The following is a 20,481-nucleotide window of genomic DNA, read 5'->3' as shown; positions in this document are numbered from 1 at the left end:
GAGCATCACAACAACGGGAGGGCGAAGTTCCGGTTCCGCTCAGGGCAGCGATGCGTAAAGCACCGCAGCATGGTTACGAGGCGTTGACCCCGCGCCAGCGGCCGTAGCGCCACGGCAAATACCAGCGTGCACTTTGCGGCGCAGTCAGCGGCACGTTGTCGATGCCTGAGGTGCCGAATGGGTTGCAACGCAACAATCGGGCGACCGTCATCCAGCCGCCGGCCCAGAGGCCGAAGCGTTCGATGGCCTCGTCGCCATACACGGAGCAGGTCGGGAGATGGCGGCAGTTGTAACCGACCAGCGGCGACAGTGTATGCCGGTAGAGCCAGATCAGCGCGCGGCCGAATCTGCGCGGCAGTCGCAGTGCTTCGGCGACGGGTGCGGAACAATGTTCGCAGGCTGAGTGCTTCATGTGCGATGTGCCGACATCCTGTGCGCGCAATTGCGTAGTTCCAACGCAGGGAACAACGAGCTGTTGTATACGCGCCATATTTTGCCTGCTTTCAGGGAGCAGTGCAGCAAGTACCTATGGACGATCTGTATTCCCCCGGATACCATTTTTGTGACGTCCATGTGTAGACTCAAAGGAACGTCGAAACGGGGCTTGCCTGATTGCTTTTGGGGCTTGGGGAAGGAACCAGTTTGAGAGTTCTGAAGTCGCTCAACCTTCGCGGCTGGTTGCTGATGGGAACCGCCGCTTGTGGCGTCGTGTTGGCGGGGGCCATCGCGACCTTTGGCTCGCCAGCCAGCGCTGGCGCCTCGCTCGAAGAGCGCAAGCTGCCGATGAAGTTCGGCTGGATTGCCTGCGAGCCCAATTGCCGCGGCTGGGTCAGCGCGGTCGGCATTATCACTGCAGATACACCGAAGGACTTTGACGACTTCGCCCGCGGCCGGCAGCTCGGCGGCGCCACAGTGGTGCTCGACTCCAGTGGCGGTTCCGTCAATGACGCGATCACGCTTGGCCGCCGCTTCCGTAATCTCGGTCTCCTGACCACCGTCGGCGTCACGCAGAACGGCGGCGGGAAGGGCGCCCGTCCGGCGGTCGCTTCCGAGGCCTATTGCGAATCCATGTGCGTGTTCCTGCTGCTGGCGGGCAAGAAGCGCTACGTGCCGGAAGCGGCCCATGTCCGCGTCCACCAGATCTGGATGGGCGACCGCGCCGACGACGCCAAGGCGGCGAGCTACAACGCGCAGGATTTGATGATCGTGGAACGCGACATCGGCCGGCTGGCCAAATACACTTTCGACATGGGCGGAGCGGGCGACCTGCTGTCGCTCGCGCTGAGCGTGCCGCCGTGGGAAGACCTGCATGAGCTCGATGCGTCTGAGCTGAAGCTGACCAATCTCGTGACGACTGATCTAGTGTCCGACGTGCTGCCGCGCGTGGATGTCACTGCGCCTGCGATGGCGGAGCTTGCGCCAAAGACGCAGGCAAGGTTCGGTGAGGAACCGGAGCCCGCCAAGTCGACCAAGACGGCCGAAGCCCTGGTCCCGACCGGGGGCGTGGCGACGCCGGCCACGACGCCGCAGAAGTAAGCCGCTCGGCTTCAGGCTTGCACGGCGGCCGGGCGCTTCGCCTTGGCCTCGATTTGGCCGATCGCATCGACCACGGCATCGAAGGTCAGGAGCGTGGAGGCGTGACGCGCCTTGTAGTCGCGGACCGGCTCGAGGAATTTGATCTCTTCCCATTTGCCTTCAGGAGGAGCGCCGTTCTCCTTGAGCATCTTGCGAACGGTTTCGCGTAACTCACGGAGTTCGCTCGCAGTCGAGCCGACCACGTGACTTGCCATGATGGATGAAGAGGCCTGTCCGAGCGCGCAGGCCTTCACGTCATGCGCGAAGTCGGTGACGGTGTCGCCCTCCATCTTGAGGTCGATCTTCACGGTCGAACCGCACAGCTTGGAATGGGCGGTGGCGGTGGCATCGGGGTCCGACAACCGTCCGAGGCGCGGAATATTACCGGCCAACTCGATGATCCGCTTGTTATAGATGTCGTTCAGCATGTGATGGAGCCCAACACTTACCTGCCGGATCGGCCTTGGCGGGCGCGGTCCAGGGTCTTATATAGGAGCGGAACTGGCGGAAAAACAGTCCGGCGGTACATCGGTGGTGATCCAGATCTGCGCAGCCGGCGTTCTTGCCAAGTGGCCATTTTCGTCAAAACTGTTCTCTTCAGGCGTCCGGCGGTTTGTCCGCCCCGTCTGCCGGTGACACTCCGGCCGCAGGGCCGTCGAACGGAGTAGACATGGACGCAACGATCAAATCCATCCGCCCCAGCAAGCCCTCCGACCGGCTGCCCGAGAGCCGTCCGGCCGAGCTTGACCCTGCCGAATTCCTTGCGGCCGCCGTCCGCGCCGACCAGCCGCGTCCCGCGCGTGCCGAGGCCGAAGCCGCCGTCAAGACGCTGCTCGCCTATATCGGCGAGAACACCCAGCGCGAGGGTCTGCTCGATACACCGCGTCGCGTCGTCGAGGCGTTCGACGAGCTCTATCAGGGCTATCACCAGTGCCCGGCGGAGGTGCTCGACCGTACCTTCGGCGAGACCGCCGGCTATGACGACTTCGTGCTGGTGCGGGACATCGAGTTCACCTCGCAGTGCGAACACCATATGATGCCGTTCTACGGCAAGGCGCACATTGCCTATACGCCCGTGGAGCGCGTCGTCGGACTGTCCAAGCTTGCCCGTCTGACCGACATCTTCGCCCGCCGCCTCCAGACCCAGGAGCATCTGACGGCGCAGATCGCGGCCGCGATCGACGAGATCCTGAAGCCACGCGGCGTTGCCGTGCTGATCGAAGCCGAGCATACCTGCATGTCGGTACGCGGCGTCGCCAAGCATGGCGCTTCGACCTTCACCAGCCGCTACACCGGCATGTTCCGCGACAATCCTGCGGAGCAGGCCCGTTTCCTGTCCATGGTGCGAGGCCTTCCGCGCTGATCTCGCGACTGTCTTGAGCGAGGACGCCCGTGTCCGGTCACTCCCATGAGATCGAGGAAGGTCTCGCCTTCCTTCCCAAGTTCGATGCCGCCGGCCTCGTGACTGTTGTCGCGACCGACGTCGCCACCGGCGACGTGCTCATGGTTGCGCACATGAATGACGAGGCGCTGCGCAAGACCATTGCGACCGGCGAGGCCTGGTATTTCAGCCGCTCGCGCAATGCCTTGTGGCGAAAAGGTGAGACCTCAGGTCAAACCCAGCACGTGGTCGAGATCCGCACGGATTGCGACCAGGATGCAGTCTGGCTCCGCGTCGAGCAGATTGGGGCGGCCTGTCACACCGGCCGCCGGTCCTGCTTCTACCGCAAGGTCGAAGCCGAGGGCGGGGGCGCGAAGCTGGTCTTCGTCGACGCCGACAGGCTGTTCGATCCGAACGATGTTTATAAGAAATAACTCTTGTCATTCCGGGCTCATCTCTGCGCGATGCCCCGGAATGACTCGGGTGGACAGCAGCCCTTCGAATTAACCCCGCATTAACCATAACCGTCCCACGGTGGGACGATCAGGGTGCCGAATTGCCGGCGCCGCTTACACGCCGCGCGGGCCGGTCACGCCATCATGTCGGTCGACAATTCCAGTGCCTCGCAGACCGCCGCAACGGACGGTGCCCGGCGCGTTGCGGGCGCGATCAAGCAGGCCTCGAACCAGACCGGCGTCAGCTTCGAATACATGCTGACTACCGCCAAGATGGAATCGGATTTCGATCCGTCTGCCGGCGCCACCACATCGTCTGCCCACGGCCTCTATCAGTTCATCGACCAGACCTGGCTCGGCACGGTGAAGGAGGCGGGCACCCAGCTCGGCTATGGCAACTATTCCGACGCCATCACGAGGACATCGTCCGGCACCTACACCGTCGATGATCCCTTCATGAAGCGCTCGATCATGAAGCTGCGCGACGATCCGGAGGCCGCCTCCAGCATGGCCGCGGCGCTGACGCAGTCCAACAGCTTCAAGCTCACGGGTCTGATCGGCCGCAGGCCATCCGACAGCGAGCTCTACATGGCGCATTTCATGGGCGTCGGCGGCGCGGCGAAACTGATCGCCAATGCCGAAGACAATCCGCAAGCCGTCGGTGCGCGGCTGTTTCCCAATGCCGCATCCGCCAACCGTTCGATCTTCTACGCCAGGGACGGCCGCGCACGCAGCGTCTCTGAAGTCTATTCGGTTTTGAATGCGCGCTACGCCAGCGCCTCGAACGCAAAATCGACGCGCAGCGCGATGGCAATGTATGGCGACACGCCGTCGACCACACAAGTCGCCGCCGCCAACGGCGTGCAGCCCGCCGCGCCGATGGTCAATGGCGCGGCCTATCTCCAGACCTTTCCGGACTCGCGTTCGGTGACGCCGGTGAGTGCGACATCGTCGACGACAGTGGCCGACAACACGCCGACCGCACCTGCGTTCCGTTCGATCTATCAGCCCGGTGATGCGACGCAGCCGGTCTCGACGACGGTACAGAAATTGTGGGGCAACAACGCCTCGCTCACCTCGGTTGCCTCAGCGACGCCCGAGGTCCGGCCGCCGCAGCCGCTGGATCTCTTCAGCGATCGCAGCGGCACGTTCTCGAGCTAGCGCGCAGCAGCGCCTCTCGGGTGGCTTTCAGCTCTTAACAAATCCTCAATAAAACCAGCCAGTTATGGTGAACGCTTTGTTAAGCGTCGTGGTTTATTTTGTGTTGCAGGTGACAAGCCGTCACCTCCTCGTTTTTCGTTGCGTAAGCCGGAAGCACCATGATTGTTCGGCAGTTCATCAATTGGATCAGGACCGCGCCCGCTGGTGAGCGGGCGGAGGCAACGCGGGCCTTGGCCCGGGCCTGGTTGATCTCAGACCTTTCCCATGACGACCGCGTCGCCGCCGAAGGCGCGCTGCTGATGCTGCTCGACGATCCTTCACCGCTGGTGCGGCAGGCGATGGCCGAAGCCTTTGCGCGCAGCACGGATGCGCCGGCGTCGATCGTGCGGGCATTGTCGGCGGACCAGCCGTCGGTGGCGCTGCCCGTGCTTGAACATTCGCCGCTGCTGATCGATGCCGATCTCGTCGACATCGTCGCGACCGGCAATGACGAGGTGCAATGCGCGGTCGCCCGCCGTATCACACTGCCGGTCTCGGTCTGCGCCGCCATCGCCGAGGTCGGCTGCGCTGCCGCGGCCCTCGAGCTGATCGAAAACCCCCATGCCGAGCTCGCCCCATTCTCCTGGACGCGCATCGTCGAGCGTCACGGCCATCTTGCCGCGATCCGCGAGGCGATGCTGGTGCTGGACGATATTCCGGCCGCCACCCGCGCCGCGCTGGTGGCAAAACTCTCCGAGACGCTGGCCCAGTTCGTCGTGGCGCGGAACTGGCTGAGCGCCGACCGTGCCGAGCGCATGACGTCAGAGGCGCGCGACCGCTCCACCATCAATATCGCGGCGCGCTCGCGCGGCGACGACATGCAGGGCCTGGTCAAGCATCTGCGCATCACCGGCCAGCTCACAGCAGGCCTGATCCTGCGCGCGCTGCTGTCGAGCAATCTCGACCTGTTTGATGCGGCGCTGGCCGAGCTCGCCGAGCTGCCGCTCGCGCGCGTCTCGGCTCTGCTGCACGATCGCGGTGGCAACAGCCTGCACGCGCTGCTCCGTCGCGCCGGATTGCCCGAAGCGACCTTCGCCGCGTTCCAGGTCGCGCTCGATGCCTGCCACGAGCAGGGCTATGTCGATACCGACGACACCGCGGCGCGCTTGCGCCGTCGCATGGTCGAGCGCGTGCTCACCCATTGCGAGAGCGATCGCGGCGCCACCGAGCCACTGATGGTGCTGCTGCGCCGCTTCGCCACAGAGTCGGCGCGCGAGGAGGCGAGGCTGTTCTGCGACGAGCTGGTCGCGGAGGACGCAATCGATCCGCTGTACGACGACCTGATCGCGGCGTAGTCCGAGGCGGTCCCGCAAAACTCCGTCATTGCGAGCGCAGCGAAGCAATCCAGAGTCCCTCCGCGGAACCAGCCTGGATTGCTTCGCTGCGCTCGCAATGACGAGAGGAGAGAGTGGTGCCGCTACTCTGCCGGCACGATGCTCGGCGCCAGGATCGCCTCAAGATGTTCGGGGCGGTCGCGGTTGACGTCGGCGAGATAGTCGTCGGCGACCTTGCGCAGACGCCGGCTGAGCTCGGCGGAGACGCTGATGGTGTCGAGCTTGGTGTTCTCGTGGACGATGGCGAGGATGGCGTTGATGTGGTGCGTGAACAGCTCGGCCGGCACCTTCTCGAGATCCGGGGCATGCTCGATGACGCGGCACAGGCTTTCGGCAACCACAGCCGCGGCCGGAAAACCGAACGTCGCAGCGTCGCCCTTGATGTCGTGCGCGGCGTGGAACAGCTCGTCGCGCCGTTCCTTGGTGAAGCCGTCGTTGCGAATGGCGACGTAGGCGGTCGAGAGACGGTTGGCCTCGGTCGTCATCCAGCTCTTGAACTCGCCGGACAAATCGGCAAGCGCTTGCTCGGCGCGGCCGACCGGATCGTCCATGTCCTTTTCCTCGACACGGCGCAGCACCTTACGCAGCGGATTGGGCTGCGTGATCACGTGATGCGTGGCGAAGGCCTTGACCTCGATGTCCTTTGCGCTGTTCTTCGCCATAATGCCTGCCTCGCCGGATGAGATGTTGCGCTAGATGGAGGAGCGGGCCTTGTCGAGCAGCGAGGGCTGCTGAAGCACCTCGTGCTTTTCGCCGACACGGCGCTCCGGGCCCATATAAGCGGAATTGGTGTTGCGGCGCCGGTCGGGGCCGAAATAGGTCTTGGTCTTGATGAAGGGCCGGGGACTGGCGACCACGTTGAGGATGCGCTGGTAGAGGCCCTTGGCCGAGATCGGCTTGGCCAGGAATTCGGTGACGCCGGCATCGCGAGCGACCGTGACGCGGCGCTTCTCGGAATGACCGGTCAGCATGATGATCGGTGCGTAGGGATTGCCCTTGGATTCCGGCTGCCGGATCATCTGCGCCAGCTCGAGGCCGTCGAAGATCGGCATCGCCCAGTCGGTGATGACGATGTCGGGCACGTAATGGCTGTACATTTCGAGTGCGGTCGCGCCGTCCTCGGCCTCATAGACTTCGCGCGCGCCGAACGAATGCAGCAGCGTCCGCAGGATCCGGCGCATGTGCGGATTGTCGTCGCAGACGAGGAAACGCAGCTTGTTGAAGTCGATGCGGAACATGACGCCCAGGCTAAAGCGGTCAACCTTCGTTAACCATATCGTGGCTCGGGTTAACGAAGCGTTGCCGGGCGCCTGGGCGAGAGCTCAATTGCCGAACTGCTCGCGCAAAATGCGCTCTTCCAGGCTGTGCCCGGGGTCGAACAGCATGCGCATCGAGATGGTCTTGTCGGACAGGATCTCGACGCGCCGGACCCTGCGCACCTCCTCGTGGTCGGCCACCGCCGCGACCGGGCGCTTGTCGTCTTCCAACACCTCGATCACGACATAGGCGGTGTTGGGGAGCAGGGCGCCGCGCCAGCGCCGCGGCCGGAAGGCACTGATCGGTGTCAGCGCCAGCAGCGCCGCGTTGATCGGCAAGATCGGGCCCTGGGCCGACAGATTGTAGGCGGTCGAGCCTGCCGGCGTCGCCACGATGATGCCGTCGGCGATCAACTCGGGCATGCGCTCGCGCTCGTCAATCAGGATGCGCAGGCGCGCCGCCTGGGAGGTCTGCCGGAACAGATAGACCTCGTTGATGGCGTGGTGGAGATGGACGCGGTCGTTGACATCGGTCGCGCGCATCAGGAGCGGATTGATCTCGGATTCATGCGCCGCCTCGAGCCGCGCGCGCAGATCATGCGTCGAGTACTCGTTCATCAGAAAGCCGACCGTGCCGCGGTGCATGCCGTAGATCGGCTTGCCCGAGCGCATGTGGTTGTGCAGCGTCTGGAGCATCAGCCCGTCGCCGCCAAGCGCGACCACGACGTCTGCCTCGTGAGGATCGCAATTGCCGTATTGCGACGTAAGCTGGTGGAAGGCGGCCTCCGCCTCGCTGCTCGGGCTGGCGACGAAGGCGATCCGTTCGTATCGCGATGGCTTGGTCATGGCTTCCAGGCAGGTGCCGCTGGCTTGAGAAAGATCCGCCGAGGTCGTCTATACGACCTGGGCCTGTATTGTCGAGGATGACCGGCTGGCAAGGCAGACGCGGGGGCCGACCGGGCGCCTCGTTTTGAGGGCAAAAGCCGGCTTCATCGGCTCCGAAGGCCAGTCGAGGGCCTCCGATCCGCCAAACCGTCGCAATTGGTGGCTATGTCCGGGATAGAGAAGCTGCGAGGGGGCCGGGAGAAGCAATCATGTTGATGAGTTTGCCGATGCAGCGCCTTGCGGGGCTGGTGCTTGCCGTCATTGCTTTCGCGCTCGCGAGCCCGGCTTGGGCGGACGATCCGCCGCAGCCACGCAACGAGGCGGCAGCGCCCACTGGGCAGAAGGCCGGGCGCGCCGGCAATGCACAGAAGCCGGCGCAGGCTTCGCCAGCGGCTTCCGATCGTCGCCTCCCTGACGACTCGACCACCAAGCAGACCCTCGATCTGCCGGGCCGAACGCTCAATTTTACCGCGACCGCCGGTTCGATCCGGGTGTTCAATGAGAAGGGCGAGCCGCTCGCCGACATCGCCGCCACGTCCTACGAACTCGACGGTGCTGACCGCGCGACGCGGCCGGTGACATTCCTGTTCAACGGCGGGCCGGGGGCATCCTCGGCGTGGCTTCAGTTCGGCGCGGTCGGGCCGTGGCGGCTGCCGCTTGACGGCGAGGGGCTGTCGCCGTCGGCCTCGCCCGAGGTGAAACCGAACGCCGAGACCTGGCTCGACTTCACCGATCTCGTCTTCATCGATCCTGTCGGCACCGGCTACAGCCGCGTCATCGCGAGCGATGAGGACGCGCGCAAGCGGTTCTACTCGGTCGACGGGGATGTCAATTCGATCGCGCTCGTCATTCGTCGCTGGCTCGAAAAGCACAACCGGCTGACCTCGCCGAAATATGTCACGGGCGAGAGCTATGGCGGCATTCGTGGGCCGAAGGTCGTGCGCCAGTTGCAGATTCAGCACGGCGTGGGCGTCAGGGGCATGATCCTGGTGTCACCACTGCTGGATTTCCGCGAGTTCACCGGCACGAGCCTGCTGCAATATGTCGCGAGCTTGCCGAGTTACGTGGCGGCGGCGCGCGAAGCCAAGGGACCGGTCAAGCGCGCCGATCTCGCCGACGTGGAGGCTTATGCCAACGGCGAATTCCTGGCTGATCTCGTCAAGGGCGAGGCGAACCAGGAAGCCACCAATCGCCTCGCCGACAAGGTCGCTGAGCTTACCGGCATCGATCAGGCGGTAAGCCGCAGGCTCGCCGGCCGCTTCGACGTGGGTGAATTCCGCCGCGAACTCGATCGCAAGAACGGTATGGTGACGGGACGCTACGACGGCTCGGTACGTGGTCTCGATCCCTATCCGGATTCGAGCAGCTCACGCTTCGGCGACCCCTCAGGCGATGCACTTCAGGCGCCGCTGACGAGCGCCGCGGTCGATGTGCTCACGCGAAAGCTCAACTGGCGGCCAGACGGCTCATATGAGGTCCTCAACGGCTCCGTCGAGCACAACTGGGATTTCGGCGGCGGCATCAACCCACCGCAATCGTTGTCGGAGCTGCGCCAGATCCTCGCCACGGATGCGAAGCTGAACGTGCTGGTCGCGCACGGTCTGTTCGATCTCGCCACGCCCTATTTCGGCACGAAGCGGGCGCTCGACCAGCTGCCCGCCTTCGTGACATCGCGGGTGAAGTTCGTCGTTTATCCCGGCGGCCACATGTTCTATTCGCGCGATGGCTCGCGCCAGGCGCTTCGCAGTGAGGTCGAGGCGCTGATCAGGGAGTAGGCCGCTTTTTGCGCGGAGGATACCTCCGCGCAATCTCGCGTGCGACCACACTGGCGGGTTTGACGTTAGCTCCGGCAATCCAGATGTCGCTGACCTTGCCGCGCCTGTCGCGGACGCGGCGCACGGGCTCGCCGTGGCTGGAATAGCCGGCCGCCCAGACGAGCTTGCCGGTATCGCGGCCAGTGACCTCGATTTCGCCGGCGTCCATGAAGGGATTGTTGAACTGCGGGTTGGCGATCAGCACGCGATTTCCGGCGGGCACGAAGTCTGTCGCGCCCCAGATCGTCCACCAGCGGCCGGTCCAGTCGCGGACGCGGCGGTCGGGCGCGCCGCGCGACTTGAAGACGCGCAGGATCTGCATCGCGCCGTCCATCCAGAACGGTGCGGCGCCGTCGATGGAGTTGCTGAGGATGCTGATCGCAAGCTCGCATCCGGGGATGGAGCAGGTCCTGGAGATGTAGCCCTGGAAGCCGCCGCCATGGCCGAACCAGTCCCAGCCGTCGGTCTTGCCGGCGTTGACGCCGAGGCCGTAATAGCCCTCGAAGCTCTGCGGCACGCGCCAATGATGCCGCGTCATCTCGCGGCGGCTCGCGACCGACAGCACGCTCTTCTTCGCAGTAGGCGCGAGCTGGGCAAAGAATCGCGCGGTGTCCGCGGCGGTGGCGACGAAGCCCGCGGCTGACGCCATCGCGTGGGCCGGATTGTCGCCCGGGATCACGCAGCGCTCGCCGAACGGCAGCTTTCGCGTATGGCCGCGCGCGAGCAGCGCGCCCTTGGGAAGCGGCGCATTCGGCTCAGTTTCGCGCAAGCCCGCAGGCTCGATGATCTCGCGCTTGATCCAGGCGGAGTAGGGCTCCTTCGTCACCGCTTCGATGACGAGGCCGATCAGGGCAAAGCCGTGGTTGGAATATTTGAAACGCGTGCCCGGCTCGATCGCGGTCGGCAGCTTCAACTCGGCGAGCAACTCTATCGCGTTGAGATAGGGACGGCTGTCGATGAACTGGCCTGAATCAACACCGTCGCGCGTCAGCCCGGCGCTGTGCGAGAGCACCTGCGCGATCGTCGTCCCGGCGACACTCGGATGCAGGCCGCGGACATACTGGCCGACGGGATCGTCGAGCCGGAGCTTGCGCTGCTCGCGCAGCTTCAGGATGCCGGCCGCGGTAAAGCTCTTCGAGTGCGAGGCGATGCGGAAGCGGTGGCGCGGGGTGAGCTTCTCACCGGTGTCGAGATTGGCAAGCCCGAACGCATGCTCGGCGACGACCTCGCCGCGATGGACGAAGGCGAGCAACACGCCCGGCTGCTGGAAGGTCGTTTGCTGGAATTCAATCCAGGAGCCGATGTAGTCGATCGCGGATCGCAGCCACTTGTCCATTGCGCTACCAATTTGCGGGGGGATGGGTGCGGGAAAGCTAGCCGAGAAAGCAGAACGGGCACAACCCGGAAGGGTGTGCCCGTTCGCGTCATCGGAAGATGCGATGTCTTTAGTAGACGAGCGTCGCGCCGGTCGGCTTGTCGAGCGCTGCAGCCAGCGAGCGATACTCGGAGCTGTCGGTGCCGGCGAGCGAGGCGATCTTGTCCAGGTGATACTGCGCCTGCTCGCGGTTGCCCTGCTCGAGCTGCCAGAGGCCGTAATACTGCCAGGTGCGGACGTGGTTCGGATCGTCCTTCAGCGCGATCTCGTAATAGGTCTTCGACGACTGGTAGTCGCCGAGCTTGCGATAGGAGTAGCCGATCAGGTTGGCGACGTCGGCGACGTCGTCGCGCTTGAGCTGCTTCAGCTGGCCGATCGCGTCGGTATAGTCGTGCTTGTCGTAGATCGTGGTGTACGCGGTACGGTAGGCCGCGAGGAATTTCGGATCGCTCACGGAAGAGCTCTTCTTCTTGCCCTTCTTGGTCGACGTATCGGACTTTGGCGGCGAGGAGGGCTCGTCACTGCCGGCGGCATAGGCGCTGGTCAGAGCCGGTCCGGCCGCCAAGGTCATGGCGACAAGTCCCGGCACAAGAAGCGTTGAGAGTCTGCGCATCTAAGTTCTCCCGTATGGAACGTGGCGATCCTACACGATTGCCCAAAGACCGGAACACCCGGCCCCCAAAAACATTCCCGGCCGTCTCCGCCGGTTCGGCCTTCCCGGGCAAAGATAACAAACTTGTCATCCAGATGAACAGAAGCCTGCCGTCCGCTTCAGAACGGGTTCAGCGCCCGCCATCTAGGCTCTCCCCATGATCGAAGAGTTGGCGAGAGGGCGCCGCCTCAAGATCCTTCAAGAGGAGACCACCATGTTGAAGACCATATCCGCAGCCTTGCTCGCAGCTTCCGTCATCGCCGCTCCGGCCTTCGCCAAGGACGCGGTCAAGGATGCCAAGACCACCACGACTGCGCCGGTGATCAAGGCGGACCAGGCCCAGAGCAAGGTCTCGACCACCGCGGCCAAGCCCGCTGCCGACGTCAAGGCTGATGCCAAGGTCGACACCAAGACCAAGGCGATGAACGCCAACGCTGCCATCACGCCGGACGAGCACAAGACCGTGCGGACGCACCGTCATCACCACAAGCACCTGTCGGCCAAGAAGTCGCTCAAGACGCACTCTGGCCTCGCCAAGCCGGTGACCACCGAGAAGCGCAGCTAACCACTGGCCCCAGCGAGGCGGCATCCCTGGCATTGCCCCGCCGCCTAGTGCGGAGTTCAGGCCCGGCCCGTTCGTCATGCTTCACGCGAAAGCGCGAGGTGCTGGCGACGGGTCGGTGCGCCGTTCGCCCCAGCGAACGGAAATTCGAAAACAACCCCATGCACAGTAGGCGACCGCCGATGCATCAAGGGGTTGATCAGCGTGCACCTGCGGATTTAGCGAAATCGTTTGACTCGTCGGGCAAAACACCTCTAGACAGGCATCATCGCAGCCTTAGTGTTGGGACACTCTCGGGCTGAGACATTCCAAGTCGATTGAGCGGCGAGCGCGAACTGTGGGGCGATTGGCGAAACGTGCGGCGAGCCTGGCACTGATCCTGGCCTTGCCGCTGACGCTCACGGGTTGTTTCGGCAGCGATGGGGACCGCCCATCCCTGATGGAGGGGGCGCAGGCCGGAGGGCCGCAGCCATTCCCCGACAATTTTCGCGGCGACGCGCTGGCCCTGATGCGCGCCTATCTCAACAATCCGGTCGGCGTGCGCGATGCCAGCATGGCGGATCCGGTGTTGCGTGAGGTTGGTGGCCGGCAGTTCTATATCAGCTGCCTGCACTTCACCCCGCGCGAGACCGACGGCAGCTACAAGGTCATGCGCGAGCGCGCCATCGTCTACGTCAACGGACGGGCCGACCGCGTCGTCGATCGCGCGGGCGAGCTCTGCGCCGGCGCGGTTTACGCACCCTTTCCAGAACTGGAAAAGATGGCGCGGTAGCGCAAAGCCCGCCTTCATCGCGCGGTGCTAGGACAGAAGCCGCCGGGGCCGCTGGATCACATTTCGGCGAGCTTTGAACGGGGCCGATTTGCCTTGCGACAAATCGTTACGGCTGGACTTGCGCGGGCGACAAAATTTGTCTGCGCGGGGGGACGTGACGGAACAAAATCGCGATGTTGCCGCCCCGTCACAGTAACGAACGATCAACGTTCCGGCATCGCCGCGAAGCAACCCAATTCACGCCACGTTGTTTCCTGAGTGTCGTAAATGAAAGAACGGGGATGACCATGAAGACGATTTTGCTCGGTGCAGCAGCTCTGCTCGCGCTGGCCGCACCGGCGGCGGCGGCGGACATGCAGCCGCGCACCTACACCAAGGCGCCGGCCTACACGCCGCCGCAGGTGATCTACAACTGGACCGGCTTCTACATCGGCGGCCATGTCGGCGGCGCCTTCGCGGGCGACAACACCTTCCAGTCCAGCGACGCCCGCTTCATGGGCGGCGTGCAGGGCGGCTTCGACTACCAGTTCGCGCCCAATTGGGTGGTGGGTATCGAGGCCCAGTATTCCTGGCTGCCGACCAACAACAACGGCGCCACGTTCCCGCTCGGGACGCAGGTGACGTCGAACACGGACCAGCTCGGCTCGGTCACCGGTCGCCTTGGCTACACCTGGGGCCCGGCGCTGCTCTACGCCAAGGGCGGTTACGCCTGGCGCAATGGTGGCCTCGGCGTCAACGTCGCCGGCGTGCCGCAGACCTTCACCGCCACCGGCAACAGCAAGGACGGTTATACCGTCGGCGCCGGCCTCGAATACATGTTCGCGCCGAACTGGTCGGCCAAGGCCGAGTACCAGTATTATAATTTCGGCAGCACGACGATCACCTCGGGTCCGGCCGACGTCGTCGGTGTCCGCGGCCGGGACGACGAGCATACCGTCAAGGTCGGTGTGAACTATCGTTTCGGCTGGGGTGGTCCATCGGCCTCGCGCTACTGAGCCGCCCGGAAGCGAGCTCGACCATGATCTGACACCACGCGATCTGACAAAGGCCGGCGCCCGCCGGCCTTTCGTTTTGCCGGCTCTGTTTTCAATGCGTGAACCATCTGGCGCGTCATTTGCAGGCAAACAGTCCGGCACGCGCTTTCTCACTGATGTCACGGGCATCGGGTAAAGCAAAAATAATTTTTGCGACTTACGGAACTCGCGCTCCGGTACGCGGATTAGGGGATTACCGGGCTGGTGGGATGACGAACATGCGTATCTTGGCGTCAGTGGTAGCGGTCGCTTGCTTCTCCGCGGTGCCGTGCTTTGCCCAAACAATCCTCAAATCCGAGCCTCTGACATTGGCACCTTACGAGGTCGCCTTCGTCAAGGACGCTTCCTGTCCGTCCGGCAAGGTGCTGAAGGTAACCGGAGCAATCCGCGGGCTGCATCGCCGCAAGGCTTGCGTGGCCGTCGGTGGTGAGCAGGCTTCGCTCGCGATCGCGACGCCCTGACCTTGTCCCGAAGCGCCTCGCTCTGAGGCGCGTTGGCCGGATCTCATGAATTGAGCTGAAGCTCCATCCTGGATTCCCGCTCGGCGTCCGCCTTGTTCTTGGCGGGGTCCTCGCCTTGGGCGGCGCGGCAGGATTTGATCTCGTAGTCGTTGTCGAGCACCCGGCGCGGACCGTGCCGCTCGTCGTCGGTAGTGACATCGACGACAAGGCCGCTCCTTTGAGCAAGCTGCCAGACGTCGGCTTCATCAGGATAGGCTTTGCTGATCTGGCTGTCGTTGCAGAACAGGGCGTAGGGCATGCTTCCCGCTCCTGGAAAGCGCATTAACGAATTCATGGGCCGGGCAGTTCCGAGCCGATCACAGGCCCGTGATAGGCGCCGGTTAGCGGTGCCAGGGGCTGGGACCTGAGTCCTTAACGAGTCCTGAATCCCCAAAAAAAGAAAGCTTGGGACTCGTTTGGCGGAATCAGCAGATGTTCCCTGGCATGACGACCGACCTCAAAACCTGCTCTGGGCACATGCTCCTGCCGCTGACGCTGGCGCTGATCGGCGCCTGCGCAGCCAATCTGTGGCTGGTGTGGTCCTGGTTGTAGACGGGCGGGCCGGCCCTATTTCCGGGCCGGCGGGGCAGCCTCATGGATGGCAGCGCGTAGCTTGGTCAACGTCGCCGCGCAATATTCCTCCCGCTCGCGCTCAAACCGCTCCTGATGCTTTCTGAAATTGGCGATGCGGGTCTGCATCTCGCTGCGGAAATCGGTGCCCGCCCGTGGCGCGGGGAGGGGCAGGGGCTGGGGCGATGGGACGACCTGCGGCGGTGGATCGGCCGGCACCCGTTCAAACGCCATGGTCACGGCCTGGACGGAGACAATCTCTGCCGCCAGGACCGGAGCAGCCGTAGCGGTATCCGGCTGACGGAAATCGTCCTTCTTGCCGGCAACCGACTGCACGAAGGCCAGTGTCTGCGCGATCAGCGCGTCGCGCTCCCTGATCCACTTCATGATCCACCACCCTGTTAGAGGCCATTCCACCAAAGCCGGAGCGCCGAATCAAGGAGGTCGCGTGCCAGGGGATTGCATATTTTTCCCGGCCGCCTGACATTGGTCGGATGGATTCCAGGGCCGAGTCGTCGGACGAAGCGCAGGGCCTGCGGCTCGTGCGCGCCTTTCTGTTACTGCCGCCCGAGAAACGGGCGGAGGTGATCGCGTTCGCCGAGGACCTCGTGCGCGCTCACACCCAGTCCGATAACGGCCAGGAGGCCTCCCCGCGATGAGGCCGGGAGCCGGCGCGGATTGACGTTTGCAATTCGGCCTATGCCACAAAAGAAAGCGCAAGCTTACGCGAGGCTTACGGCCAGGCACAGATTGGGTATTTTTCCGTAACCTCGATCACGACATTTACTATCGAATGTTAATGTCCTCGGGTTCCAATGCCGCCGCCGGATTTTGTTCCGGCAATGGAACCCCTGTGTTGATTGGCGGCTGCGATGAGCTTTCTGAATAATCTGAAAATCGTGTTGAAGGTTGCGCTGATCGTGACCGTGATGGGCGCCGCTCTGGTCGCAGTCGCGGCCTTCGGCACCCGCGAGCTGTCCGCGACCGTCGACGGCTTCAGCGAGCTCACGGCGATGCAGTCGGCGGCCCTCAACCTCACACGCGCCCAGCGCCGCATCGAGACCTACCACGCCGCGCTCTATGCGGTGTTCACCGAGACCACCGAGGCGGGCAACGCCAATCGCCTCAAGATCGCGAACCAGAACCGCAATGAAGTTGTTCAGTTTCTGAATGCTGCCGAGCAGGATGATCCGGCGCGAGCCGCCGAGACGAAGGGCGTCGGCGCGCAGCTGACGGCGGCCTTTGCAGGCTGCGATCCGGTGCTCCAGGCCGGCGCGGCTGCAAGCACGCCAGAGGAAAATGCCAAGGTCGCCGATCGTGCGCACAAGGCGTGCGATCCGCTGATCGATGCGGCTCTCGAACGTGTTGCGAAGTTCACGGCGGACACGTCCAAGGCCGTCGCCAAGCGCAAGGAAGCCATCGAGCGTGACGCCAAATCCGCGGTCTGGACCGTGATGAGCGTCAGCGCCGGCGGCCTGGTCGTCGGCATCGCGATCGCGCTCTTCATCGGCCTCGTGGCGATGTCGAAGCCGATAGCCCGTCTCAAGGCCGCCATGGAAGGCCTGGCGCGCAATGATCTCAAGACCGAAGTGCCTGAGAAGGACCGCAGCGACGAAATCGGAGAGATGGCCAAGACCCTCGAGGTGTTCAAGACCAACGCGATCGAGGTCGAGCGCCTCAAGGCTGCGCAGGTGGAAGCCGAGAAGCAAGCTGCCGAGCAGCGCCGCCGCGATATGGTCAACCTCGCCGATGGCTTCGAGCGCGCGGTCGGCGAGATCATCGATACGGTCGGATCCGCCTCCACCGAGCTCGAGGCGTCGTCCACGACGCTTGCCACCACCGCGCAGCGCGCCCAGGAACTGACCTCTGTTGTCGCGCTTGCCTCGGGCGAAGCCACCGGCAACGTTCAATCGGTTGCGACCGCCACGGAGGAATTGTCGTCCTCGGTCAACGAGATCAGCCGGCAGGTGCAGGAATCCGCGCGGATGGCGAGCGAGGCCGTCAACCAGGCGCGCACCACGACCGAACGCGTCAGCGAGCTGTCGATTGCGGCCACGCGCATCGGCGACGTCGTCGAGCTGATCAACACCATTGCCGGCCAGACCAATCTGCTGGCGCTGAACGCCACCATCGAGGCGGCACGGGCGGGCGAGGCCGGCCGCGGCTTTGCCGTCGTCGCCTCCGAAGTGAAGACGCTGGCCGAGCAGACTGCGAAGGCCACCGGTGAGATCAGCCAGCAGATCTCCGGCATCCAGAATGCCACCCAGGACTCGGTGACGGCGATCCGTGACATCTCCGCGGCCATCGAGCGGCTGTCGGAAGTGTCTTCGACCATCGCGGCGGCCGTCGAGGAGCAGGGCGCGGCGACACAGGAGATCTCGCGCAACGTCCAGCAGGCCGCCCACGGCACCCAGCAGGTCTCGAGCAACATCACCGACGTGCAGCGCGGCGCGACCGAGACCGGCTCGGCCTCCTCGCAGGTGCTCTCGACCGCGAAGATGCTGGCGACCGACAGCACAAGGCTGAAGGACGAAGTCGGAAAATTCCTGCGCACGGTGCGCGCGGCCTGATCCCGCGCGACGACCAAGGTCGGCGGCGCTTGCGCCGCCGGCGTGCCGCAGAGCCCTATTGCAGCAAGAATGCCATCGCTATCGCAAACAGGAAAATCGTCGCGACGACGGCCGCCACGGCTCCGGCGACGATCTTGGCGCTATCTCGGTTGGCATAGGACGGCATGCGAGGCACATACTACCTCATGTTGAGCTCCGGTCCAATCCAAGACCCGTCCGGTCAGGCGACGAGTTTGGCCTGGAAAAACCGCGTCACCCGATCGATCGCATCAGGTGTCATCGGATCGGTCTCGGAGAAATCGAAGCCGTGGGCCTTGCCGGGATAGGGCACGAACTCCGTCTCGGCGCCGACGGACTTGCCGAGCGCAACCAACTGCCGTCCTTCCGAGATCGGGACGTTCTTGTCGGCCTCGCCATGCAGCGCGATCAGCGGCGGCAGGTGCTTGACCTTGGTGGCCATGGCCTTGGGCATTCCGCCATACAGCACGGCGAGAGCAGTGACGCGGCTGTCGCGCGCGGCGGCCTCGGCGGCGATGTAGCTGCCCAGCGAAAAGCCAAGCAGGCCGACGCGCCCCGAACAATCGGGCCGGCCGAGCACTGATGTCACCGTTGCAGCGACCATATCGGCCCAGCCGTCGTAGCGCGTCGTCTCATAGGCTTCACGGATCTCATGCGAGGTGGACGTCAACGCAGCCATGTCGGCTGCCGTCATGTAGCGGAGGAAATAGGTATCGATGCCCTTTGCCGTCAGCGCATCGGCATATCGTTCATAGGCGCGGGGCCTGATCTCGATGCCGCGGGCGCCGTGCAGCGCGACCACGGCAGGGCGCTGCTGCGATCCGGCCGCCGCATAGCGCAACACGGAGAGGCTGTCCCCGCCGGAGGCGACCTTGAGCTCTTCGGCGGAAGCGTCGCGCGCGGCGATCGGTGCCAGCAGGGTGGCGAGGCCGGCCGCGGCCGCTCGTCGGGTGATCATCTGCGAACTCGCTCGCGGGAAATTCCGGAATGGAATGCCTTGCGCCTATAGTATGCTTGCGACGGAATCTTGACGCGAGTTCTACCACATGATCTCCCATCGTCCGTCCGTGCTCGCCCATGAGCGGTTCGTTGCCGACCGCGAGAATTTTGCAGGCCTCGACCTCGCCGCGCGCTTCGAGCGGATCCAGCGGACCAATCTGTGGGGTGCTGCGACCTCGGTCTCGGGTCTTGGCTCGGAGGATCGCGCCACCGCCGCGATCCGCGAAGCACTGCCCTGGATGTTGCGACGACTTGGCGTGCGCTCGCTGCTCGATGCGCCCTGCGGCGATGCCGGCTGGATCGGCGGCATGCAACTCGATGTCGACTATACCGGCATCGATGTCGTGCCATCGCTGATCGTGGCCAACAGCGCGCGCGTCGCGCGGGGCGAATTGCGCGGCCAGTTCCTCGTCGCCGACATCACGCGCGATCCGCTGCCGCGCTGCGAGGTGATCCTGTGCCGCGACTGTCTGGTGCATCTGAGCTTTCAGAATATCGCGCGCGCCATGGCCCGCTTTCGTGCCAGCGGTGCGCAATTCCTTGTGGTCACGACGTTTCCGGAATGGGGGGATAACAGTGATTGCGAGGACGGCGACTGGCGCGCGCTCAACATGACGAAGCCCCCGTTCGGCTGGACGCAGCCGCGCGAATTGATCAACGAGCGCTGCGACGAGGGTGGCGGTGGTTGGCGCGACAAGAGCCTCGGGCTCTGGCGGCTGGACGCGTTGCCGGAAGGCACGGCCGATCGCGCGTGACACGCGCGGCGATCATCGCCGCAGCTTTCCCGGACATCGAAGCAAGGAACGCAAGGAGTGAAGTCAATGATCGACGCCAGATGCAGTTGTGGCGCGCTTGCGCTGTCGCTTCCGGAGGCGCCCCTCATGGTCGCGGCCTGTCACTGTCTCGAATGCCAGCGGCGGACCGGTGCGCCATTCGGCGTTGGTGCCTTCTATCTGGCCGAAGCGGTCAAGGTCTCGGGCGCGCCGAAAGAATATGTTCGCACCGGCGACAGCGGCGGGAACATCCGTTGCTATTTCTGCCCCGATTGCGGCTCGACGGTTTATTGGAGGCCCGACAAGTTCCCTGCGATGATGGGCGTCGCGGTCGGCGCCATCGCGGATCCGAATTTTCCGGCGCCATCAAAATCGGTGTTCGAGCGCTCGAAGCACGCATGGGTCGATGTCGTCGGCGCGGATGTCGAGCATCTGCAACACGGCAGCATTCCGAAGACGTCAAACTGACGGATGCGCAAGAAGCGCTGGTGCCGGCTGAGGGGATTGAACCCCCGACCTTCGGTTTACAAAACCGCTGCTCTACCGCTGAGCTAAGCCGGCGACGCGCTTTCAGGAAGCGGGCAGGGGCCAGCATGTGCCGGGCTGCCCGTCCGCGCGTCGCATTACCAGACTTGATCGGAAAGTGCTAGAACCGTGCATGGTCCTGCCAGCACGAAGCAGGCGGCCTTGCGGCCGCCTGTGGTCGTGTCCCCGGTGGTGGTGTAGCTCGGTAGAGCAAAGCCGCCCGGACGCGCG

Annotated in this window: 24 protein-coding genes and 1 tRNA gene; 14 read left to right on the top strand and 11 right to left on the bottom strand. The window is 64.4% G+C overall.

The window, feature by feature from the left end; all coding sequences use genetic code 11:
• Nucleotides 1-73: 73 nt before the first annotated feature.
• A complete protein-coding gene (yidD, locus tag Q0687_RS15450; RefSeq protein WP_298878109.1) occupies nt 74-412 on the bottom strand; it encodes a membrane protein insertion efficiency factor YidD in 339 nt (112 codons plus the stop codon).
• A 230-nt stretch (nt 413-642) separates the two neighbouring features.
• Between yidD and Q0687_RS15445 the strand changes: the two genes are divergently transcribed.
• Nucleotides 643-1,536, top strand: a complete 894-nt coding sequence (locus Q0687_RS15445; protein ID WP_298878107.1) for a hypothetical protein — start codon at nt 643-645, stop codon at nt 1,534-1,536.
• Nucleotides 1,537-1,547: 11 nt separating this feature from the next.
• On the opposite strand, the gene Q0687_RS15440 is transcribed toward Q0687_RS15445, so the two are convergent.
• Nucleotides 1,548-2,003 carry an iron-sulfur cluster assembly scaffold protein gene (locus Q0687_RS15440; RefSeq protein ID WP_298878104.1) on the bottom strand — a complete coding sequence of 152 codons (456 nt, stop codon included), beginning with the start codon at nt 2,001-2,003 and terminating at the stop codon, nt 1,548-1,550.
• 242 nt (nt 2,004-2,245) lie between these two features.
• Here Q0687_RS15440 and folE point away from each other — a divergent pair, with 242 nt between their 5' ends.
• The 4 genes from folE to Q0687_RS15420 all read left to right on the top strand — a co-directional run bounded on the left by folE (nt 2,246) and on the right by Q0687_RS15420 (nt 5,906).
• The gene (gene folE, locus Q0687_RS15435; RefSeq protein WP_298878101.1) at nt 2,246-2,938 is read left to right on the top strand and encodes a GTP cyclohydrolase I FolE; all 693 of its coding nucleotides are present in this window, start codon (nt 2,246-2,248) and stop codon (nt 2,936-2,938) included.
• Nucleotides 2,939-2,967: 29 nt separating this feature from the next.
• Nucleotides 2,968-3,390: a phosphoribosyl-AMP cyclohydrolase gene (gene hisI / locus Q0687_RS15430; RefSeq protein ID WP_298878098.1), complete on the top strand. Its 423-nt coding sequence runs from the start codon at nt 2,968-2,970 to the stop codon at nt 3,388-3,390.
• A gap of 165 nt (nt 3,391-3,555) precedes the next feature.
• Nucleotides 3,556-4,572, top strand: coding sequence for a transglycosylase SLT domain-containing protein (locus tag Q0687_RS15425; RefSeq protein ID WP_298878095.1), 1,017 nt, complete (start codon nt 3,556-3,558; stop codon nt 4,570-4,572).
• A gap of 158 nt (nt 4,573-4,730) precedes the next feature.
• Entirely contained in the window at nt 4,731-5,906 is a 1,176-nt protein-coding gene (locus tag Q0687_RS15420; protein ID WP_298878092.1) for a DUF2336 domain-containing protein, read from the top strand.
• A gap of 122 nt (nt 5,907-6,028) precedes the next feature.
• On the opposite strand, the gene Q0687_RS15415 is transcribed toward Q0687_RS15420, so the two are convergent.
• From Q0687_RS15415 to Q0687_RS15405, 3 genes are all read right to left on the bottom strand, one after another.
• A complete protein-coding gene (locus Q0687_RS15415) occupies nt 6,029-6,607 on the bottom strand; it encodes an Hpt domain-containing protein (protein ID WP_298878090.1) in 579 nt (192 codons plus the stop codon).
• Nucleotides 6,608-6,637: 30 nt separating this feature from the next.
• The gene (locus Q0687_RS15410; RefSeq protein WP_008133731.1) at nt 6,638-7,183 is read right to left on the bottom strand and encodes a response regulator; all 546 of its coding nucleotides are present in this window, start codon (nt 7,181-7,183) and stop codon (nt 6,638-6,640) included.
• Nucleotides 7,184-7,267: 84 nt separating this feature from the next.
• Nucleotides 7,268-8,047: an NAD kinase gene (locus Q0687_RS15405; protein ID WP_298878083.1), complete on the bottom strand. Its 780-nt coding sequence runs from the start codon at nt 8,045-8,047 to the stop codon at nt 7,268-7,270.
• A gap of 248 nt (nt 8,048-8,295) precedes the next feature.
• Between Q0687_RS15405 and Q0687_RS15400 the strand changes: the two genes are divergently transcribed.
• Entirely contained in the window at nt 8,296-9,861 is a 1,566-nt protein-coding gene (locus Q0687_RS15400; RefSeq protein ID WP_298878081.1) for a peptidase S10, read from the top strand.
• On the opposite strand, the gene Q0687_RS15395 is transcribed toward Q0687_RS15400, so the two are convergent.
• Together Q0687_RS15395 and Q0687_RS15390 are read right to left on the bottom strand one after the other, a co-directional pair.
• A complete protein-coding gene (locus tag Q0687_RS15395) occupies nt 9,851-11,236 on the bottom strand; it encodes a serine hydrolase domain-containing protein (protein WP_298878079.1) in 1,386 nt (461 codons plus the stop codon). The two genes, Q0687_RS15400 and Q0687_RS15395, sit on opposite strands and share 11 nt — an antisense overlap.
• A gap of 109 nt (nt 11,237-11,345) precedes the next feature.
• Nucleotides 11,346-11,888: a tetratricopeptide repeat protein gene (locus Q0687_RS15390; RefSeq protein ID WP_298878077.1), complete on the bottom strand. Its 543-nt coding sequence runs from the start codon at nt 11,886-11,888 to the stop codon at nt 11,346-11,348.
• A 253-nt stretch (nt 11,889-12,141) separates the two neighbouring features.
• Here Q0687_RS15390 and Q0687_RS15385 point away from each other — a divergent pair, with 253 nt between their 5' ends.
• From Q0687_RS15385 to Q0687_RS15370, 4 genes are all read left to right on the top strand, one after another.
• Nucleotides 12,142-12,492, top strand: coding sequence for a hypothetical protein (locus tag Q0687_RS15385; protein ID WP_298878076.1), 351 nt, complete (start codon nt 12,142-12,144; stop codon nt 12,490-12,492).
• Nucleotides 12,493-12,826: 334 nt separating this feature from the next.
• Nucleotides 12,827-13,261, top strand: coding sequence for a hypothetical protein (locus Q0687_RS15380; RefSeq protein WP_298878075.1), 435 nt, complete (start codon nt 12,827-12,829; stop codon nt 13,259-13,261).
• Nucleotides 13,262-13,548: 287 nt separating this feature from the next.
• Nucleotides 13,549-14,256, top strand: coding sequence for an outer membrane protein (locus Q0687_RS15375; protein ID WP_298878073.1), 708 nt, complete (start codon nt 13,549-13,551; stop codon nt 14,254-14,256).
• 257 nt (nt 14,257-14,513) lie between these two features.
• A complete protein-coding gene (locus Q0687_RS15370) occupies nt 14,514-14,756 on the top strand; it encodes a DUF6719 family protein (RefSeq protein WP_298878071.1) in 243 nt (80 codons plus the stop codon).
• Nucleotides 14,757-14,799: 43 nt separating this feature from the next.
• Here the strand turns inward: Q0687_RS15370 and Q0687_RS15365 are convergent, their stop codons facing one another.
• The gene (locus tag Q0687_RS15365) at nt 14,800-15,054 is read right to left on the bottom strand and encodes a hypothetical protein (RefSeq protein ID WP_298878070.1); all 255 of its coding nucleotides are present in this window, start codon (nt 15,052-15,054) and stop codon (nt 14,800-14,802) included.
• A gap of 308 nt (nt 15,055-15,362) precedes the next feature.
• The gene (locus Q0687_RS15360) at nt 15,363-15,752 is read right to left on the bottom strand and encodes a hypothetical protein (protein ID WP_298878068.1); all 390 of its coding nucleotides are present in this window, start codon (nt 15,750-15,752) and stop codon (nt 15,363-15,365) included.
• 107 nt (nt 15,753-15,859) lie between these two features.
• On the opposite strand from Q0687_RS15360, the gene Q0687_RS15355 reads away from it, so the two are divergent.
• Both Q0687_RS15355 and Q0687_RS15350 read left to right on the top strand, forming a co-directional pair.
• Complete coding sequence (locus tag Q0687_RS15355; RefSeq protein ID WP_298878066.1) at nt 15,860-16,024, top strand: hypothetical protein; 165 nt, start codon at nt 15,860-15,862, stop codon at nt 16,022-16,024.
• Nucleotides 16,025-16,237: 213 nt separating this feature from the next.
• Nucleotides 16,238-17,935 carry a methyl-accepting chemotaxis protein gene (locus Q0687_RS15350; protein ID WP_298878064.1) on the top strand — a complete coding sequence of 566 codons (1,698 nt, stop codon included), beginning with the start codon at nt 16,238-16,240 and terminating at the stop codon, nt 17,933-17,935.
• A gap of 220 nt (nt 17,936-18,155) precedes the next feature.
• Here the strand turns inward: Q0687_RS15350 and Q0687_RS15345 are convergent, their stop codons facing one another.
• Nucleotides 18,156-18,911 carry a dienelactone hydrolase family protein gene (locus Q0687_RS15345; protein ID WP_298878062.1) on the bottom strand — a complete coding sequence of 252 codons (756 nt, stop codon included), beginning with the start codon at nt 18,909-18,911 and terminating at the stop codon, nt 18,156-18,158.
• 88 nt (nt 18,912-18,999) lie between these two features.
• On the opposite strand from Q0687_RS15345, the gene Q0687_RS15340 reads away from it, so the two are divergent.
• Nucleotides 19,000-19,707 (top strand): class I SAM-dependent methyltransferase, encoded by a 708-nt coding sequence (locus Q0687_RS15340; RefSeq protein WP_298878060.1) that lies wholly within the window; start codon nt 19,000-19,002, stop codon nt 19,705-19,707.
• 66 nt (nt 19,708-19,773) lie between these two features.
• Nucleotides 19,774-20,193 carry a GFA family protein gene (locus Q0687_RS15335; protein WP_298878058.1) on the top strand — a complete coding sequence of 140 codons (420 nt, stop codon included), beginning with the start codon at nt 19,774-19,776 and terminating at the stop codon, nt 20,191-20,193.
• Nucleotides 20,194-20,211: 18 nt separating this feature from the next.
• On the opposite strand, the gene Q0687_RS15330 is transcribed toward Q0687_RS15335, so the two are convergent.
• A tRNA-Thr gene (locus Q0687_RS15330) sits at nt 20,212-20,286 on the bottom strand.
• Between the last annotated feature and the right edge of the window lie 195 nt (nt 20,287-20,481).

The sequence above is a fragment of the uncultured Bradyrhizobium sp. genome, from assembly GCF_936928535.1.
GTDB lineage: Bacteria > Pseudomonadota > Alphaproteobacteria > Rhizobiales > Xanthobacteraceae > Bradyrhizobium.
Note: the sequence above shows the minus strand (reverse complement) of the source record. Positions and strands in the feature narration are given on the sequence as shown.

Excerpts from the sequence above, each read along its gene's own strand:
- yidD (WP_298878109.1), bottom strand. The coding sequence starts at position 412 with ATGAAGCACTCAGCCTGCGAACATTGTTCCGCACCCGTCGCCGAAGCA.
- Q0687_RS15440 (WP_298878104.1), bottom strand. The coding sequence starts at position 2,003 with ATGCTGAACGACATCTATAACAAGCGGATCATCGAGTTGGCCGGTAAT.
- folE (WP_298878101.1), top strand. The coding sequence starts at position 2,246 with ATGGACGCAACGATCAAATCCATCCGCCCCAGCAAGCCCTCCGACCGG.
- Q0687_RS15425 (WP_298878095.1), top strand. The coding sequence starts at position 3,556 with ATGTCGGTCGACAATTCCAGTGCCTCGCAGACCGCCGCAACGGACGGT.
- Q0687_RS15420 (WP_298878092.1), top strand. The coding sequence starts at position 4,731 with ATGATTGTTCGGCAGTTCATCAATTGGATCAGGACCGCGCCCGCTGGT.
- Q0687_RS15415 (WP_298878090.1), bottom strand. The coding sequence starts at position 6,607 with ATGGCGAAGAACAGCGCAAAGGACATCGAGGTCAAGGCCTTCGCCACG.
- Q0687_RS15410 (WP_008133731.1), bottom strand. The coding sequence starts at position 7,183 with ATGTTCCGCATCGACTTCAACAAGCTGCGTTTCCTCGTCTGCGACGAC.
- Q0687_RS15405 (WP_298878083.1), bottom strand. The coding sequence starts at position 8,047 with ATGACCAAGCCATCGCGATACGAACGGATCGCCTTCGTCGCCAGCCCG.
- Q0687_RS15400 (WP_298878081.1), top strand. The coding sequence starts at position 8,296 with ATGTTGATGAGTTTGCCGATGCAGCGCCTTGCGGGGCTGGTGCTTGCC.
- Q0687_RS15395 (WP_298878079.1), bottom strand. The coding sequence starts at position 11,236 with ATGGACAAGTGGCTGCGATCCGCGATCGACTACATCGGCTCCTGGATT.
- Q0687_RS15390 (WP_298878077.1), bottom strand. The coding sequence starts at position 11,888 with ATGCGCAGACTCTCAACGCTTCTTGTGCCGGGACTTGTCGCCATGACC.
- Q0687_RS15385 (WP_298878076.1), top strand. The coding sequence starts at position 12,142 with ATGTTGAAGACCATATCCGCAGCCTTGCTCGCAGCTTCCGTCATCGCC.
- Q0687_RS15375 (WP_298878073.1), top strand. The coding sequence starts at position 13,549 with ATGAAGACGATTTTGCTCGGTGCAGCAGCTCTGCTCGCGCTGGCCGCA.
- Q0687_RS15370 (WP_298878071.1), top strand. The coding sequence starts at position 14,514 with ATGCGTATCTTGGCGTCAGTGGTAGCGGTCGCTTGCTTCTCCGCGGTG.
- Q0687_RS15365 (WP_298878070.1), bottom strand. The coding sequence starts at position 15,054 with ATGCCCTACGCCCTGTTCTGCAACGACAGCCAGATCAGCAAAGCCTAT.
- Q0687_RS15360 (WP_298878068.1), bottom strand. The coding sequence starts at position 15,752 with ATGAAGTGGATCAGGGAGCGCGACGCGCTGATCGCGCAGACACTGGCC.
- Q0687_RS15355 (WP_298878066.1), top strand. The coding sequence starts at position 15,860 with ATGGATTCCAGGGCCGAGTCGTCGGACGAAGCGCAGGGCCTGCGGCTC.
- Q0687_RS15350 (WP_298878064.1), top strand. The coding sequence starts at position 16,238 with ATGAGCTTTCTGAATAATCTGAAAATCGTGTTGAAGGTTGCGCTGATC.
- Q0687_RS15345 (WP_298878062.1), bottom strand. The coding sequence starts at position 18,911 with ATGATCACCCGACGAGCGGCCGCGGCCGGCCTCGCCACCCTGCTGGCA.
- Q0687_RS15340 (WP_298878060.1), top strand. The coding sequence starts at position 19,000 with ATGATCTCCCATCGTCCGTCCGTGCTCGCCCATGAGCGGTTCGTTGCC.
- Q0687_RS15335 (WP_298878058.1), top strand. The coding sequence starts at position 19,774 with ATGATCGACGCCAGATGCAGTTGTGGCGCGCTTGCGCTGTCGCTTCCG.